18 protein-coding genes are annotated in these 17,365 nt (G+C 39.7%); 14 read left to right on the top strand and 4 right to left on the bottom strand.

Going from position 1 to position 17,365, the window contains the following annotated elements; translation table 11 throughout:
- The first annotated feature begins 367 nt into the window (after positions 1–367).
- From recR to metH, 6 genes are all read left to right on the top strand, one after another.
- On the top strand, positions 368–982 hold the full coding sequence (gene recR / locus ACH30E_RS03395) for a recombination mediator RecR (protein WP_294988490.1): 615 nt from the start codon (positions 368–370) through the stop codon (positions 980–982).
- A gap of 162 nt (positions 983–1,144) precedes the next feature.
- Positions 1,145–1,744: an OB-fold protein gene (locus ACH30E_RS03390; protein WP_490823649.1), complete on the top strand. Its 600-nt coding sequence runs from the start codon at positions 1,145–1,147 to the stop codon at positions 1,742–1,744.
- A gap of 15 nt (positions 1,745–1,759) precedes the next feature.
- Positions 1,760–2,290, top strand: coding sequence for a YceI family protein (locus ACH30E_RS03385; protein ID WP_294988496.1), 531 nt, complete (start codon positions 1,760–1,762; stop codon positions 2,288–2,290).
- Positions 2,291–2,316: 26 nt separating this feature from the next.
- Complete coding sequence (locus ACH30E_RS03380) at positions 2,317–3,225, top strand: DUF5777 family beta-barrel protein (RefSeq protein WP_294988499.1); 909 nt, start codon at positions 2,317–2,319, stop codon at positions 3,223–3,225.
- A 452-nt stretch (positions 3,226–3,677) separates the two neighbouring features.
- Positions 3,678–4,694 carry a homocysteine S-methyltransferase family protein gene (locus ACH30E_RS03375; protein WP_490823648.1) on the top strand — a complete coding sequence of 339 codons (1,017 nt, stop codon included), beginning with the start codon at positions 3,678–3,680 and terminating at the stop codon, positions 4,692–4,694.
- A gap of 12 nt (positions 4,695–4,706) precedes the next feature.
- Positions 4,707–7,424, top strand: a complete 2,718-nt coding sequence (metH, locus tag ACH30E_RS03370) for a methionine synthase (RefSeq protein ID WP_490823647.1) — start codon at positions 4,707–4,709, stop codon at positions 7,422–7,424.
- A 403-nt stretch (positions 7,425–7,827) separates the two neighbouring features.
- Here metH and ACH30E_RS03365 read toward each other — a convergent pair whose 3' ends face one another.
- Positions 7,828–8,559 carry an LOG family protein gene (locus ACH30E_RS03365; RefSeq protein WP_294988507.1) on the bottom strand — a complete coding sequence of 244 codons (732 nt, stop codon included), beginning with the start codon at positions 8,557–8,559 and terminating at the stop codon, positions 7,828–7,830.
- An 80-nt stretch (positions 8,560–8,639) separates the two neighbouring features.
- Here ACH30E_RS03365 and ACH30E_RS03360 point away from each other — a divergent pair, with 80 nt between their 5' ends.
- The 5 genes from ACH30E_RS03360 (at position 8,640) to ACH30E_RS03340 (ending at position 11,887) form a co-directional block, all read left to right on the top strand.
- Positions 8,640–9,998, top strand: coding sequence for a hypothetical protein (locus tag ACH30E_RS03360; protein WP_294988509.1), 1,359 nt, complete (start codon positions 8,640–8,642; stop codon positions 9,996–9,998).
- Between the two features lie 10 nt (positions 9,999–10,008).
- On the top strand, positions 10,009–10,779 hold the full coding sequence (locus ACH30E_RS03355; RefSeq protein ID WP_294988512.1) for an exodeoxyribonuclease III: 771 nt from the start codon (positions 10,009–10,011) through the stop codon (positions 10,777–10,779).
- 20 nt (positions 10,780–10,799) lie between these two features.
- Complete coding sequence (locus ACH30E_RS03350) at positions 10,800–11,105, top strand: DUF4286 family protein (protein WP_294988515.1); 306 nt, start codon at positions 10,800–10,802, stop codon at positions 11,103–11,105.
- A 297-nt stretch (positions 11,106–11,402) separates the two neighbouring features.
- On the top strand, positions 11,403–11,672 hold the full coding sequence (locus ACH30E_RS03345) for an HU family DNA-binding protein (protein WP_133474259.1): 270 nt from the start codon (positions 11,403–11,405) through the stop codon (positions 11,670–11,672).
- 89 nt (positions 11,673–11,761) lie between these two features.
- On the top strand, positions 11,762–11,887 hold the full coding sequence (locus ACH30E_RS03340; RefSeq protein ID WP_294988521.1) for a 30S ribosomal protein THX: 126 nt from the start codon (positions 11,762–11,764) through the stop codon (positions 11,885–11,887).
- A 67-nt stretch (positions 11,888–11,954) separates the two neighbouring features.
- On the opposite strand, the gene ACH30E_RS03335 is transcribed toward ACH30E_RS03340, so the two are convergent.
- The gene (locus ACH30E_RS03335; protein WP_490823645.1) at positions 11,955–13,250 is read right to left on the bottom strand and encodes an aminotransferase class V-fold PLP-dependent enzyme; all 1,296 of its coding nucleotides are present in this window, start codon (positions 13,248–13,250) and stop codon (positions 11,955–11,957) included.
- Positions 13,251–13,441: 191 nt separating this feature from the next.
- On the opposite strand from ACH30E_RS03335, the gene ACH30E_RS03330 reads away from it, so the two are divergent.
- Genes ACH30E_RS03330 through ACH30E_RS03320 form a run of 3 tightly spaced genes read left to right on the top strand, consistent with a single transcriptional unit; the run spans position 13,442 to position 15,323 of the window.
- Positions 13,442–13,687 carry a hypothetical protein gene (locus ACH30E_RS03330; RefSeq protein WP_294988527.1) on the top strand — a complete coding sequence of 82 codons (246 nt, stop codon included), beginning with the start codon at positions 13,442–13,444 and terminating at the stop codon, positions 13,685–13,687.
- 15 nt (positions 13,688–13,702) lie between these two features.
- Positions 13,703–14,554, top strand: a complete 852-nt coding sequence (locus ACH30E_RS03325) for a glycosyltransferase family 2 protein (protein WP_490823644.1) — start codon at positions 13,703–13,705, stop codon at positions 14,552–14,554.
- A 37-nt stretch (positions 14,555–14,591) separates the two neighbouring features.
- Positions 14,592–15,323 carry a methyltransferase domain-containing protein gene (locus ACH30E_RS03320; RefSeq protein WP_490823643.1) on the top strand — a complete coding sequence of 244 codons (732 nt, stop codon included), beginning with the start codon at positions 14,592–14,594 and terminating at the stop codon, positions 15,321–15,323.
- On the opposite strand, the gene ACH30E_RS03315 is transcribed toward ACH30E_RS03320, so the two are convergent.
- Both ACH30E_RS03315 and ACH30E_RS03310 read right to left on the bottom strand, forming a co-directional pair.
- Positions 15,324–16,385 (bottom strand): glycosyltransferase family 4 protein, encoded by a 1,062-nt coding sequence (locus tag ACH30E_RS03315; RefSeq protein ID WP_490823642.1) that lies wholly within the window; start codon positions 16,383–16,385, stop codon positions 15,324–15,326.
- A gap of 19 nt (positions 16,386–16,404) precedes the next feature.
- On the bottom strand, positions 16,405–17,361 hold the full coding sequence (locus ACH30E_RS03310; protein WP_490823641.1) for a glycosyltransferase family 2 protein: 957 nt from the start codon (positions 17,359–17,361) through the stop codon (positions 16,405–16,407).
- Between the last annotated feature and the right edge of the window lie 4 nt (positions 17,362–17,365).

Raw genomic sequence — 17,365 nt, 5'->3', positions numbered from 1 at the left:
TAGAACGCAGATTATCATGATCTATCATGATAATCCGTGTTCTATCATATCCAGAACTGTCCGGGGAAAATAGGCTGCGAGCTTCTAGCCCCTAGCTGCTAGCCTTGATTGGTGCCTGTTTTAGGTTTTCTGCTTTTATTTGAATAAATGACAGGGCTTGCGAATTTGTTTTGTAAAAATCCTACTTAAAATAAAAATTCAACTACCATATTTACACTTTGGGTGGTTAAATGAATAGCAAAAAAAAGCTAGCAGCTAGAAGCCAGTAGCTAGAAGCTGTTCCCCCCGACAGCAATGACTAATAACTTGCAGCTTGCGGCCTGCAGCTTGCAGCCTGAACCTCACCCTTCCTCCCTATCTTTGCCAAATGCAACTTCCTTCATCACTTCTTGAAAATGCGGTAGCGCAGTTTGCCAAATTACCTGGTATTGGTAAGAAGACGGCATTGAGGCTGGTGCTGCATTTACTTAAGCAGGATGTAAATGATGTTCAGCATTTTGGGGAAACCATTGCGCGGATGCGAAGGGATATCAAGTTTTGCCAGCGTTGTCATAATATCAGTGATGGTGATATTTGTTCAATCTGTGCCAATTCAATGCGCAACCAGAAACTGATTTGTGTGGTAGAAAATATCCGCGATGTTATCGCCATAGAAAGTACCCAACAGTTTAATGGAGCCTATCATGTGCTGGGGGGTATTATATCTCCACTTGATGGTATTGGACCAGATCAGTTAAGTATCGAATCGCTGATTACAAGAATTGAAAAAGAAGAAACAGAAGAATTGGTTTTTGCACTTAACCCTAATATTCAGGGTGATACTACCATATATTATATCCAGAAAAAACTGGCTCATCTCTCCTGTCGCGTTACCACTATTGCCCGTGGTATAGCATTTGGCGGAGAACTGGAATATGCGGATGAAATGACCCTTGCCCGCAGTATTGCCAACCGCTTACCTGTACAACAGTACGTGAAATAACAAAATTTTAGTCTCAGGCAACCTTTGCCACACTCATGCGTAATTGTTGGTATTGATGGAATTAACTAATTTGCAGTTTAAACATTGAATTTGCCGCCGGCCCTTTTTGTATATTTAAAGGGTAAAAGGCCGGTTGTATTCATCCATCTAAACAAAAGAAACATGGAATTTGCAGGTATTGTAGCGGGATTGATTTGCGCAGGCATCATTTGGGTTATTATTTTGATCCTTGCTCTGGTAAAGCTCTTTAATAGAAGTGATCTGGATCAAAATACCAAATTGGCATGGATGGCATTTTTGGTACTGGTACCTTATGCAGGCTTGTTGATTTACATACTTCGCAATTGGGGTAAAGCGAAACAACTATTTTGGATTGCGGCTCTCGGCATCGCTTTATCTGCAGCGCTTACCATATACTTTGTTTATTCGCGTGAGCACCGCGATGTAGCAAAAGAAAAAGGCATTCAGGTGTCGGCTCAGCAGTTATTTGAAGCTTTTGTAGCGGATGAAGCCAAAGCCAACACCCTATATCTCGATAAGGCCATTGAAATTACGGGTGAAGTAGTAGCCACTACAACAAACCAGGATGGTAATATTGTCGTAGATTTTAAAACGAATGATCCGTTTTTTGTCATTAACTGTACGTTTAAAACAGATCCAGGTACGCTGAAGGCGGGCGACAATATTACATTTAAAGGCATTTGTACCGGATATATTCCAGATGCAAATGTGGTCATTAACGAAGGTGTATTAGTAAAATAAGCAAGGATAAATTTTATGAAACTGATGAAAGTTATAGCCATATTGTTCCTGTTCGTATTCGCAGGAAATGAGGCCAAGGCACAGAAAGTATTTGGTACCAGAAATGGACGTATCACATTCGAATCTCCTACTGATGGTGATGTGAAAGCAGTAAACAATGAAGTAACCAGCAGGGTTGCAGATAATGGGCAGTTAACTTTCAGCCTGCTGATGAAGGGCTTTAAGTTCAAACTTGCAGAAATGCAGGAACACTTTAACGACCAATATGCTGAAAGTACCAAGTTTCCAAGGGCCGATTTCAAAGGAACTATCAGCAATCTGAAAGATGTAAATTTTGCCAAAGACGGCAGCTATAAAGTAAGTGTAAAGGGCGATCTTACCATGCATGGTGTTACAAAAAATGTTACCGTAAATGGCGTAATAGAAATAAAAGCAGGTAAGCCAAATGCCCGTGGATCATTTACCATTAACCTCAAAGACTTTAAGATTGACGCTTCATCTGTTACAGAAAAAGTTGAAGTAGAAGTTAGCTGTCAGTACCAGTAATCATTTTATCAATATAAACCAACTGTATGAAGACCCTGTTAAAAAGGTCACTGGCAATCTATTGCCTGGCCTGTACCACTTTAATTGCCAATGCACAGCAAGTTGACCTGTTTAAAATGCAGGATAGTACCAATGCTGCAGACGACAAAAACAAATCAGAAGCAGTATTAAATACTTTCTATTCTACCCGTTTGGTTACCACACAAACAGTAGAAATAACCGGAAAAGGCAGTATGGATTTCCGCATCAACCACCGTTTTGCACCTCTTAACCAGGGCTTTTATAATCTCTTTGGTTTAGACTTTGTTTCCGCCCGTATCGGTTTTGATTTCGGATTATCCGATAACCTTATGATAGGCATCGGCAGAACCGGAACAAACAAAGAAGGTGATGCCTTTTTAAAATACCGCATTCTAAGGCAACAGGCTGGGGTAAAAAATGTGCCTGTTACCATTACCGTTTTAGGTGCTACTGCCTACAGGGGAATACGGTATTCAGATCCTACACTAAACGTGAAAACAAAAGACAGGATGTATTATACGGCGCAATTAATGATCGCCAGAAAATTCAATGAACATACCTCTTTACAAATATCGCCGACTTACACCCGTTACAATAGAAAATTATTCCTTACAGGAGGTTCGCAGGATCTGCTATCTATTGGATTTCTGGCCCGCCAGAAAGTGAGCAAAAAAGTAAGTATTAATGCGGAATATTTTGTTCAAACCCAACGATTCGACGGAACCTACAACCCTTTATCAATAGGCGTTGATATACAAACCGGCGGCCACGTATTCCAACTACATTTTACCAATTCCATTGGTATGAACGAGCATACATTCATACATGAAACTTTTGGTTCATGGGGTAAAGGCGATATCAGATGGGGCTTTAATATTTCGCGGATATTCAATATAGGACGGAAGAAATCGTAGGTTTTTGAGCGGCGTAGTTCTAGCTTCAAGCTTCAAGTCGCAAGCTACAAGCTTAGATGGGTGCTTATTATAGACTTTCTGCTTTTAATAGAACACAGATCTTCATGATTTTCAGGATTTATCATGATAGATCCTGAAAATCATGAAAATCTGTGTTCTATCGTACTCGACACTTATAGTTCGCGGTCAAATTTCCCCAGACTGCAATAGCTTGAAGCTTGCAGCCTGAGGCTTGAAGCTAAAAACCCCGGCACGCTGTTGCCGGGGTTTTTTATTGCATTTTTGCTATCTTTGTATTCTACACAGGCGGATTTGTTTATTGTTCGGCCTGCTTTTCAGCCTTTGGCTGAGAAAAATCGAACTAATAAACGTACAAAAGACCCCAAAGGTACTTCTCCTACGTTTTTTAGTCCGACCACTTTAGTAATAACCAAAAGGTTAAATACAGCGGTATGAGTATTAGAAAAGCACTCGAAAAGAGAATTTTAGTGATCGACGGAGCCATGGGTACCATGATTCAGCGTCATAAACTTACAGAAGCAGATTATCGTGGAGAACGATTCAAAGACTGGCATTGCGATGTAAAGGGTAATAATGACCTTTTATGTATTACGCAACCAGACATCATCAAAGGTATTCACAAACAATACCTGGCAGCCGGGGCAGATATCATTGAAACCAATACATTCAGCAGCACCACCATTGCCATGGCCGACTACGACATGCAATCACTGGCTTATGAATTAAATGTTGCTGCAGCAAAATGCGCCAAAGATGCAGTGAAAGAATTCATGGAAGAAAATCCAGGTACAACTGAAAAATATGTAGCAGGAGCCATCGGTCCATTGAACAAAACATTGAGTCTTTCACCAGACGTAAATAACCCCGGATACAGAGCAGTTACGTTTGACGAAGTGGTAACAGCTTACAAAGAACAAATCAAAGGACTGGTAGATGGTGGGGTAGATATTTTATTAATAGAAACCATCTTTGATACCCTCAATGCCAAAGGAGCCATTTTCGCCGCTAAACAATTCTTCCGCGAAACAGGTATCCCTGAACTTCCGATCATGATCAGCGGAACCATTACAGATGCTTCCGGCAGAACACTTAGCGGACAAACACTGGAAGCTTTTTATACCTCTGTAATGCATGCCGAACCTTTAAGTGTTGGTTTAAATTGTGCATTAGGTGCTTCTGAAATGCGTGCACATATTGAAGAGTTGAGTCAGATAGCCGCCTGTTATACTTCTGCCTACCCCAATGCAGGTTTACCAAATGCTATGGGAGAATATGATGAAGCACCACACGAAACAGCCCATTTTATTGAAGAATGGGCCAAACAAGGTTTTGTAAACATTGTAGGAGGATGTTGCGGTACAACACCCGACCACATTAAACATATTGCAGACAACGTTAAAAAAATTACTCCAAGAGCAGTTCCGGAAGTTGAAACTTCATTGGCTTAATCAAGACCAGACATGAGCGAAACCATTACTATCAAGCCTTACCTAAGGTTATCAGGACTAGAACCACTTGTTGTTCGCCCCGAAACCAACTTTGTAAATGTTGGCGAACGTACCAATGTTACAGGATCTAAAAAATTTGCCCGACTAATCAGGGAAAATAAATACGAAGAAGCCCTCTCCGTTGCCAGACAACAGGTTGAAAACGGTGCTCAGGTGCTGGATGTAAATATGGACGATGCCCTGCTCGACGGGGTTAAAGCCATGACTACCTTCCTCAACCTGCTTCAGAGTGAACCAGATATTGCCCGTATACCTATTATGATCGACAGTTCTAAGTTCGAGATCATTGAGGCAGGACTAAAATGCGTGCAGGGTAAATGTATCGTGAACTCTATCTCCATGAAAGAAGGAGAGGAAAAATTTATTGAACAGGCATTTATCTGTAAAGCATTTGGTGCAGCCGTTATTGTAATGGCGTTTGATGAAGTTGGACAGGCAGATACCAAAGACAGAAAAATTGAAATTTGTCACCGTGCCTATAAAATTCTTACTGAGAAAGTAGGTTTTCCGCCTCAAGACATCATTTTCGATCCAAACATATTTGCCGTAGCAACGGGTATTGAAGAGCATAATAACTACGCAGTTGATTTTATTGAAGCCACCCGTGAAATTAAAAGACTGATGCCCCTTACCAAAGTAAGCGGGGGTGTATCGAACGTATCTTTTTCATTCAGGGGTAACGATCATGTGAGAGAAGCTATTCACTCCGTATTCTTATTACATGCCATTAAAGCCGGTATGGATATGGGTATTGTGAATGCCGGTCAACTGGTGGTATATGATGAAATAGAACCAACACTTCGCCAGCTTTGTGAAGATGTGCTGCTGAATAAAAACAACGACAACAACGAAGCCACAGAAAAACTCATCGCTTTCGCAGAAACCGTTAAAGCAAAAGGCAAGGTTGAAGTAAAAGATGAAGCATGGCGCAATGAGCCTGTTGAAAAAAGACTGGCACACTCACTCATCAACGGCATCACCGATTATATTGAAGCAGATACAGAAGAAGCACGCCAGAAATATCCTAAGCCATTAGATGTAATTGAAGGGCCGTTAATGGATGGAATGAATATTGTCGGTGACCTTTTTGGCGCAGGTAAGATGTTTCTTCCACAGGTGGTAAAGAGTGCACGTGTTATGAAGAAAAGTGTAGCCGTTCTTACCCCATACATTGAAGCAGAAAAAGAAGAAAAAAGACTGGCACACCTCGCTGCAGGCACTACCAATACAGAAACTGCAGGGGCAGCCAAGATTTTATTGGCTACCGTTAAAGGTGATGTACATGATATTGGTAAAAACATTGTAGGAGTTGTATTAGGCTGTAATGGCTACGATATTGTAGACCTCGGTGTAATGGTTCCTGCCGACAAAATTCTGGAAGCAGCACAAAAAGAAAATGCCGATATCATTGGCTTAAGTGGTCTTATTACGCCTTCGCTCGATGAAATGGTACATATTGCCAAGGAAATGAAGCGCCGGAACATGACACAGCCTTTACTGATTGGCGGTGCTACTACTTCTCGCATGCATACTGCGGTTAAAATTGCACCGGAATATGGGCATGGTGTGGTGCATGTACTGGATGCTTCGAGAAGTGTTACGGTAGCAGGATCATTATTAAACAAAGAACAAAAACAACCCTTTCTTCAATCCATTACAGATGAGTATGTGAAACTGAAAGAAAGTTTTGATAATAAAAAAACAGTGAAGCAATACCTTTCTTACCAGGATGCATTGCAACACAAGGCAAATATCGACTGGAACAGCTTCACCCCTGTTACACCTCAGTTTACCGGTACCAAAGTATTTGAAGACCTTGACCTAAATGAACTCAGACCTTATATAGACTGGAAACCCTTCTTTATTGCCTGGGAAATGCATGGCAACTTCCCTGAAATATTAAGTGATACTGTTGTAGGTAAAGAAGCCACCAAATTATACAATGATGCCAATGCCCTGCTGGATAAAATAATCGGCGAAAAATGGCTCACTGCAAAAGGAACCATTGGGTTCTGGGAGGCAGCAAGTGCCGATGATGATATAACAATTACCCATCAGCAAGGAAATACAACATTATCTTTCTTGCGCCAGCAGATTAAAAAAGCGCCGGGACAACCGAATTTATCATTGGCTGATTTTATTGCCCCACAAACAAGTGGCAAAAAAGATTTTATCGGAGCTTTTGCTGTAACGATTCATGGCATTGATACCCATATCAAAAACTTTGAAGCCAATCACGACGACTATAACAAAATTATGTTACAGGCATTAGCAGATCGTTTAGCAGAAGCTTTTGCAGAATACCTGCATTTGAAAACGAGAAAAGAATATTGGGGTTACGATACCAATGAAAGTCTTACTAATGATGAACTGATCAAAGAAAAATATGTAGGTATACGTCCGGCACCAGGTTATCCTGCCTGTCCGGATCATACAGAAAAGTATAAACTCTTTGCACTCCTGCAAGCCACTGAAACCATTGGTATTGAACTAACGGAAAGTCTGGCCATGTATCCTGCCTCTTCCGTTTGTGGCTGGTATTTCTCGCACCCGCAAAGCCAGTATTACGGTGTAGGTAAGATTCAACGCGATCAGTTGGAAGATTATGCCAGAAGAAAAAATATGCCACTCGAAGAAGCGGAGAGATGGCTGAGTCCGGTGTTAGAATAAAAACAGAAGAATATCGAATGTCGAACTTCGAAGCATTGTTGTCCGGGGAAATTGGCTTCAAGCTGCATGCCGCAAGCTACAAGCCTTGATGGGTGCTTATATTAGACTTCCTGCTTTTAATGAAATTAAAGAGGAGGAGAAAATTTAAAGTCAGTTGCTTAAAAAAATATTTGGTTGCCCTAAATGCACTATCTGCTATTAATAGAACACGGATCTTCATGATTTTCAAGATCTATCATGATAAATCCTGAAAATCATGAAGATCTGTGTTCCATCATACGCGACACCAACAGTTCGCAGTTAAATTTCCCCGGATGGCAATGGCTAGAAGTTCGCAACCAATTTTCCCCGTAAAACGATAACTTCGAAGTTCGAAGTTGGACATTTCTCTGTTGGAAATTTTTCACCTTTTCTCAAATAGCCACCACAATCTTCTTCTTGGTTTTACGGTGTAGTTTTTGCGGACGTAGGTTTGAATATAGTGCATGGCTTCATCTATATCATCGGTGAGGAAAATCAATTTTTTATCTTCTGCAGATATTGTTCCATGCTCGGCCATTTCGTCTATACTGTTCAGTAAGGGCTGGAAATAATCTTTACCATATAAGACAATAGGAAAATCATTGATCACTTTGGTTTGTGCGAGGGTGAGCGTTTCAAAAAATTCATCCATGGTACCAAAGCCGCCGGGCATGATGATAAAAGCATAAGAATATTTCACCAGCAATACTTTCCTGATAAAGAAATAATCGAAAGTGATCCATTTATGCATGTAGGGATTGGGATATTGTTCAAAGGGCAGTTTAATATTACAACCTACCGATTGTCCCCCGTTTTCATAAGCCCCTTTATTGGCCGCTTCCATAATTCCTGGTCCTCCGCCGGTCATAGTGGTAAAACCTAATTCAGCAATACGCTTACCAAAAGTTACCGCTGCCTGATAATAAGGATGATCTGGTTTGAACCTCGCAGAACCAAATACGGTTATACAAGGTCCCACAAAGTGAAGGGTTCTGAACCCCTTGATAAATTGCTTAAAAATTTGCCAGGCAAAGCCTAACTCATAAATCCTGGGCTTAGGTCCGTCTAAATATACCGACTCCTGTGCCGGTATGAATCTTTCTGTTTTCTCCATTTCTGTACTATATTGATAAAAATTCAAATTAGCACAAAATTTGCTGTCAAAGACGGTAGCTAACCTTACTTAACAGTTTTATGAGAAAATTCAGCCTTCTTCTACTAACAACTTTATGCATCAGTCTTTCTGCAAGTGCACAAAAAAACATCATACTGGAACAAGTCCGTACATTTTCGATGTTAGGACCTATAATGAATTATTGGACATTGCCTTCCACCAGATCTACTTTTATCAATCAACTAACTGATCAGTTACTGAATAAAAAAAATGCGGTTCTTTCCGATACTACAATCAGAATTATTCCCATTAATAATTTAAAAGATAAAGGCACTGAAAGTATCTACTTTACTACTGCCGATACTACTACACAACATCTCTATGTAGACATTTATGAATACGATCCGGTTACTTTCTTTTACTATCAGCCTGAATATATTCATGACTCACTTTTATTTAAGCGAACCAGGTCAGTATTTCAGGTAGGACTTTTATTTGTTGACCATAAAAAGAATGTTATTTCTAATGATGGATTGACCATTTGTGTGGGACAAGGTAGTGGTAATGGATTTGGTATTATAGCTGGTAATCTGGCAATTACGCCTAAAGGGTTTACGGATATGTTAAACCTGTCTATCGGGAAATTATTAGATACTGCCAATAACTCCGCCTTAATAGAAGTAAAAGTTGCACCGGCTTTTTATGCAGATAATTTTATTCTGCCCGAAATCGGGAAATATCCTGTTTTACAAACAAAGTCGCAGAAAGATATTTATTCCTACCAGTATAATGGAAAATCAGAAATGATCAGGATGGGCGATAAGTTTTATGAAGAGTTGATTGCAAAAGGAAAGAAGAAGAATATACCAGACAATTCACCCATAGAAAATGTGATCACTGCTACGGGCAATATAAACAGCTCTGATTTTGTACAGTTACGGCAGGAATGCAGAGATGTGATAAGAGATAAGAATTATACGATTAAGTTGATCAACGAAGTTAACCCCAACTTTAATTACCTTTCTGAAGCCGATCTTTTTACGCATTTTTTATCTGGTCCGGTTCATGTTCTTTTAAAAGAAAAAGATACCATTGCGAGGTTCAGTATTTATAAGAATATTGGCATGCCAGAGAAAAAGATTTTCCTGAATAAAATAAGTAATGGCTACGATAGTAGTTCTGTTGTAAACATTAATGCTTCATCAGCAACCAGAAATGTTTTTTGTGAATACAAGGTTCAGGGCTATCTGGGCGATCAACCATTTTCAATATTATGTACAGATAGAAACAGTCTGAAAGAGATTTATTTAGACGAAAAAAGAATAGCAGTTGCCAAAGGCAATTTTTTACCTGAACGTATTGCTATTTTTGATGCATCTTTAGATATTGAAAAACTCAATCAGTTAATGATGATTGCGTTTACAAAATTTTACCAATAAAAGATTGTTTATGCGAGTTATATCCTACAATGTTAATGGCATAAGGGCCGCTATGAAAAAAGGATTTACAGACTGGCTGGCAACTGACCCTGCAGATATCATTTGTTTACAGGAAACAAAAGCCACGAAAGAAGATGCCGATGTTGCTGCGATAGAAAAACTTGGCTATGAGACTTTCTGGTTCTCCGCTCAAAAAAAAGGATACAGTGGCGTAGCCATTTTTACAAAGATTAAACCCGATAAAGTGCTTTATGGAAATGGCATTGAGCAAAGTGATTTTGAAGGAAGGGTGATTCGTGCGGATTTTGGAGACATTACATTGATAAATGCCTATTTCCCCTCTGGTACAAGTGGCGATGAAAGGCAGACTTATAAATACCAATGGCTGGATGAGTTCTTTGCGTATGTACAGGCTTTACGTAAAACCAGAAAAAAATTAATTGTAACTGGTGATTATAATATAGCGCATACCGAAACGGATATCCATGATCCAAAGGGAAATAAAAAGTCTTCCGGTTTCTTACCCGAAGAAAGGGCCTGGATGGATATGTTTCTGTCGAATAAGTGGACAGACAGCTTCCGTTTCCTTAATCCGGAAGCTAAAGGGGCGTATTCCTGGTGGAGCCAGCGATTCCCGTCTGTGCGCTTACAGAATAAGGGCTGGAGAATTGATTATATCAGTATTACCGACAACCTTAATAATCAGTTGAAAGAAGCCGCTATTTACCCGGATGTAAAACACAGCGATCATTGTCCGATTTATGCTGCTTTTACCGTTTAATAGAAATAAACTACTTTTTCATGTATATCTATAATGTTACCATACAGTTGGCCTGGCCAATACATGAGCGCTGGGTTAACTGGATGAAATCGAAGCATATACCAGAAGTAATGGAAACCGGTTGTTTTTCTGAGTTTCGGTTTGTGCGTGTATTGGAAGTAGATGAAACTGAGGGACCAACCTATGCTACCCAATACTTTGCTCCCAGCAAAGAAGCTTATGATCGGTATATTGAAGAGTTTGCCGCTGCATTAAGGCAGGATGCACTGAATGAATGGGGCAACCAATTTGTTGGTTTTCGCTCCCTTATGCAAGTTGTGAATTGAGTGTGGATAGTTTTGCAAAATCATTTTGTCAATCACAAAACTTCGCTATATTGTCCTGAAACCCGCTACGGTATTGATTTTCAGCGAATATTCTCTGAAAGCATTGAAAATAAAGGGTTTCAGCGGTTTATTGCAACTAAAGTTTAACCACCCGATTTTGCATAATCGGCTGAAATCCTTTACCGGGCAGGGTTTTATGCATTCAGAAAATATTTCTAAAGTTGGAAAAATATTTTGCTGTTTGCCAAAAGCCAATAAATTTGTTTCTCTTATTAAAACACATCTAAAAACACATCTATGAACAAAGCTGAATTGATCGCACAACTCGCAGAAGATGCAGGTATTACAAAAACACAAGCAAATGCTGCTTTAGATTCTTTTGTTGATACAGTAACCAAAACCCTGAAAAAAGGTGATAAAGTTACACTGGTAGGTTTCGGTACTTTCTCTGTATCTAAGCGCGCTGCTCGTACAGGTCGTAACCCACAAACTGGTGAGACTATCAAAATCAAAGCTAAAAAAGTTGCCCGCTTCAAAGCTGGTAAAGAACTGAGCGCTAAGATCTAATCCGGGCTCATTAAAAGAATTGAACCCCGCTTTCGCGGGGTTTTTCTATTTTTGCACCTCACTATTATTCATTCTTAAATAACTGTACCATGGGTAGAGGCGATAAAAAAACCGCAAAAGGTAAAAGATTTAAAGGGTCATTTGGCAAAAGCCGCCCTGCAAACGCTAAAGCAACTGCAGTAAAAGCAAAAAAAGCAGCAGCGAAAGCTTCTTAGGAATGTCTGATGTCGGATCGCTGATGTCGGATGTGTCTTTCAAATCCGACATCAGCGATCCGACATCCTACATTTTCTTCTTTGCAGTTTCTTCCAGCGCAAACACCAGCTTATCAAGATCCTGTAATTTGGTGTACACATGAGGTGTTACGCGCACACAACTGATATTTTCCCAGACAATTCCTACTGTGTGTATTTTATAGGTATTAAACAATGCCTGATCTAGTTGTGCTGGTGTCATTCCATCAACAGATACCCCGCAAATAGCACATGAATACTCAGGCTTGAATGAGGTATGGATTTTTACTCCAGGAATTTTAGCGGCTTTTTCGGCCCAATAGTTTTTGAGGTAGCGGATACGTTCTTCTTTTCTTTTAGGTCCGATAGCATTGTGAAAGTTCAATGCCTCACCGATCCCCTGTTCAATAGGAAAGCTTCTGGTACCAAGGGTTTCAAACTTTCTGATATCACTGCTTCTTGGTTTGTCGTTACAAACCAGTGGCCAGATTTTTTCAATTTTTTCTTTTTTGATCCACAGCATCCCACTTCCAATCGGGGCGCTCAGAAATTTATGTAAACTGGTACCAAAATAGTCACATTCAAGATCCGGTATCTTAAAATCCAGTAGTCCAAATGAGTGTGCCCCATCCACAACAACTTCGATGCCTCTTCTATGCGCCATTTGCGCAATTTTTTTTACCGGCAAAATCTGACCGATCCAGTTGATGATATGGGTGAGGTGAAGGATTTTTGTTTTAGGAGTAATCGCTTTCTCAAAAGCGGCCACAATTGTTTCATCGTTCTCAATAGGAAAATCAAAATTCAACTGGGTGTAAACGATTCCTTCTCTTAAAGCACGCTGACGCCAGGCTTGAATCATATTGGGATAATCCTGCTTGGTTCCAATTACTTCATCACCCGCTTTTAAATCAATTCCATAAATGACAGTATTCAATGCCTCTGTAGCGTTTCTGTTAATCGCTATTTCTTCCGGAGTGCATCCTGCAAGGGTTGCCAGCTTATACCGAAGCGGCTCCCTCCCCTGATCCAAAATGCGCCACATATAATAAGAGGGCCCTTCATTCGATAATTTATTAAACCGCTCAACTGCTTCCTGTACCACCCTTGGGGAAGGACTAACACCCCCATTATTCAGGTTTATCAGGTTTGGGTTTACGGTAAACCCTTGCTGAATAACACTCCAGTAATCTTCATCTGAAGCAATTTCCCCGGCCGATAAAGCAGCAACCCTGTTTTGGGCAGCTTCCCATTCGGCAGCATGTAACTGCTGAAAAAGACTATTCGCTGAAAAAGCTCCGGCCAGCAGTCCCACCCGCTGTAAAAAACGACGACGTTGTTCCATGGAATCAGGTTAAGGAAGAAAGATAAGAAAAACAGAGGAACAGAGAAATAAGGAACAGAGAAATGTCCAAAGTGAGAAGACAGGCGCTTTACTTTCTCATTCCTTATTCCTTATTTCTTATTTCTCTGTTCCTTATTTCTCTGTTCCTCTGTTTTTCCACTATTCAGTATCTTTGTATAAACATTCCGGTTATGGCGCAGGTATTTAAGATGGTGATTTGTGTGGGTTTGTTGCTGCTGATCAGTCAGTTATCTATGGCGCAGTGTTCGATCTGTACCAAAACGGCTTCACAATTGGGTGAAGGCCCGGCCAAAGCATTGAATTCTGCCATCATTTACCTGGCAGGTGCCCCATTGGCCATTATGGGTTATATCGGATGGAGATGGTGGAAGCGTGAAAAAGAAGTATCGGCACACGAAATGGAAAACAAGTCATAATCCCCCTCAAAATTCATGGATCAAACAAATCCCCTGGTATCGGTAGTTATTCCATGCTATAATCATGGGGCATATATACAAGAGGCTTTAGATAGTATTGAAATTGATAAAATAAATTACCCGGTAGAAATCATCATTGTTGACGACGGATCCACCGATCAGCCCACTTTACAAAAACTTGAAGCACTAAAAACAGCCGGATACCAGGTTATTTTTCAAACAAATGGGGGTCCGGCCAGCGCAAGGAATACAGGTGTTAAAGCATCAAAAGGAACTTATATTTTACCGCTTGATGCCGATAATAAAATAACCCCCGATTATATTAATAAGGCCATCCCAATTCTAACCGAAAAAGCGGTTGACATTGTGTATGCAAGACCCATATTTTTTGGCGATTTATCGCAACGAAAGAGACAATATAAAGTCAGGAAATATGATGACCTGAATATTGCAACGGGCAATTTTGCTGATGCCTGTGCTGTTTATAAGAAAACCGTTTGGGAAAAGAATGGTGGTTACGATACAGATATACCCTTTTATGGTTTTGAAGATTGGGAGTTCTGGATCAATGCAGCTTCTAATGGATTTCATTTTTACTTCCTGGATGAAAAACTTTTCTATTATAGAATTGTAGCTAATTCTGTCATTACCGGATATAATCAGGAAGAGCGGATAACCCTCAATAAGCAGTATATCGCTAAAAAACATTCGGATTTCTATCTGCAAAAGCTAATTCGCTTATCATACATAAAAGAGCGTTATGAGGTAGATATCATGCGGTTCATCATTACCCCAATTCTCTACCCACTCTATTTATTAAAAATCATTGATTCACCTATTGTAAGGGCCAGGAAAAAGTTTCGCTGATAACATATTATCAAACGCATTAATTGCAAGGCTGCACATGGATAAGAAACAAATTGAAAAAGTATACATCAAGCCAACCCTTAAGTTGGGTTATGGATATTACCTTATCCAACGCTCACTCATAGAAGCCGTGCGGGACCTTAAAGGAAAAATCGGCGGTAAAGTACTCGACCTGGGTTGCGGTGTAATGCCATACCGCGACTTTCTGATGGAGTCGGGAAAAATTGAGCAGTATACTGGAATGGATCTGCAATATTCAAACTACCATAATAAAGTCGTTCCTGATATGTATTGGGATGGATATACCATTCCACTTGAAGATGCATCCATAGATTGGATCATTGTAACAGAATTCCTGGAACATTATTATGATACGGATGCTATTTTAAAAGAAATGCATCGTGTGCTAAAACCAGGGGGCAGCATCTTCTTTTCTGTTCCATTTATTTATTCTTTACATGAGGTTCCGCATGATCATCATCGCTTTACCCCATATGCCCTCACCAATCATTTTACCAATACCGGATTCTCAAGTCACTCCATTTATCCAAGAGGAGGATTTAATTACAGTCTGATCATAATGATGAGTTTATGGGCCAAACAAGCTGGCAGTAAGGGGTTCATTAGATTAGTTGTGAAATTTTTCTTATTCTGTTTCCATAAACACTTAATAAGAAATGATAAAAAGTATGCTACTTATAATAAAGGGTATACCAGTTTCGAAAATCATACCATGCCTTCCGGCTTGTGGGGCTATGCTACTAAGTAATCAATAAAAGGAACGATAAATTTCCAGGTACTTTTCTGCAGCGGTGCGCCAGTTAAACTGTTGAGCGTGTTGAATTATTGCTGCTGCATTATTATTCTGTTTATAAGCAGCAAGTCCTTTATGCAACACTTCCTGCATAGACTCCTGTTCAAATCCGGAAAAATAAAAAGCATGTTCGCCACCTATCTCTGGCAAACTCGTATGTGTTGATAAAAAAACAGGTTTGCCAAATGCCATTGCCTCAATTACAGGCAATCCAAAACCTTCTGCAATAGATGGAAAAACAAAGGCGCTGCAATGTTTATAATACCATTGTTTGTCGTTTTCAGAAATAGCACCAACAAAATGCACCCGATCAGAAACCCCTAAACGGGTGGCTTCTGCCATAATTACCTGCTGGTAATTTTTATCTTGTACAACACCTGCTATCAAAAGCTCAAATGTATTGTTTACCAATAGTTGTGGAAGTACATGGAAATTCTTTTTCTCTGTAATGGTACCAATGGTAAATAAAAATGGATGTTGGGGAGCATGTTCAGGTGCAAGCAGCTTAGGTATCGGGGTAATATTGCATCCATTATAAATTACCGAGACGGGTGTATTTCCAATATTAATATGTTCTTTCAAATCATTCAGTACATAATTCGAAATAGCAACCACATGATCTGCTTTATTTATTTTCTGTTGCAACCGTTTAAGATATGCATGTTGCTTTGCGTGATTTTTAAGGTTTCCTTTCAGAAAATTCAGGTCATGAATAGTAAGCACAACAGGTATTTTACCATTTTGGGGTTGGTACATACTATCCTGGTGAGTAGTATGCCAAACATTGTACTTTTTCACTGATGGCAAAAAAATCTTGTGAAGGGGTTGTTGCAGGAGGTATTTTTCATTCGGCCCAAAAATTCCCTTATTCGTTTTGTCGGTATAAAACACCAATGATTCTTCCGGAAGTTTCATATACAACAATGCCTGTCCGAGGTGCAAGCAGAAATGATACAATCCTGTATGGTTGTATTTCATTCTTTCACAATCCAGTATGATGGTTTTTACTACCCGCATAGTTGAAAGGACAAAACATTTATTGAATGGTAAAAAACAATTTAATACAGTATAGCCATCTTCGCAACATGCTTCTTTGCTTATAGGCCATTATACGACGATTATAAGCAAAGAACAAAAACATTCGGTTAAAATTATTCAGCAAGGAAAAAGATGCATAATATTTATCACAACGCCGGAGTATTTCTTTTTCTTGCTTCATCGATGCCGGGCATCTGTTATACATTAATCTTACCCTTTCTCTTATTGCTGAAAGATCTTTTGCTTTTTTAGTTCTTACCACCTGCAGCTGTTCTTCACCCTCCTGCACTTTTACGGCCCCGAAAACGCTGCTATTATGTTGTCTGTAGTATACCAATGGTATATCTAAGTACTTTATACCCTTGTACAAGGTGGCAACAAAACCTATCCAGTGATCATGTGGTATCATTGGCGCAAAGGGAACCGCATCTTTTATCAGGGATGTTTTGATAAGCATTGCGTGTCCTGCAGCGGAATTTCCAACCAGAAAACTGATACAATCATTAAAATCGGCCAATCGTTTAATATCAGATAATTTTTTACCGATAGGTTTATCCTGACCATCAATTAACAAGGAGTCTGCATAAACAATGGTTGATTCTCCAATAGCATCCAACAGTGTGCTAATTTTCTCCGGCATCCATATATCATCCTGATCACTGGGAGCAACAAATGCACCTTTGGCCATGAGCAGCCCTTTTTCAAAATTTTTGATGTATCCCAGATTTTCTTTGTTCTGAACCAGTTGTATCCGATCATCTTTCGCTGCAAATTCTTCCAGTTTACTTAGTGTCTGATCAGTTGATCCGTCATCAACAATAATAATTTCAAGGTTTGAATATGTTTGTGAAAGTATGCTTTTAACCTGTGCATCAATAAAAGCAGCTCCATTATAAGTAGCCATTACAACGGATACCAGTGGTGTGTTTGCTGTGTCTGCTATGGAATTATTCACTTAT

Source organism: Sediminibacterium sp. FW305-C-61 (assembly GCF_058231065.1).
The sequence above is the reverse complement of the archived record's forward strand: the minus strand, read 5'-3'. Positions and strand labels throughout refer to the sequence as shown.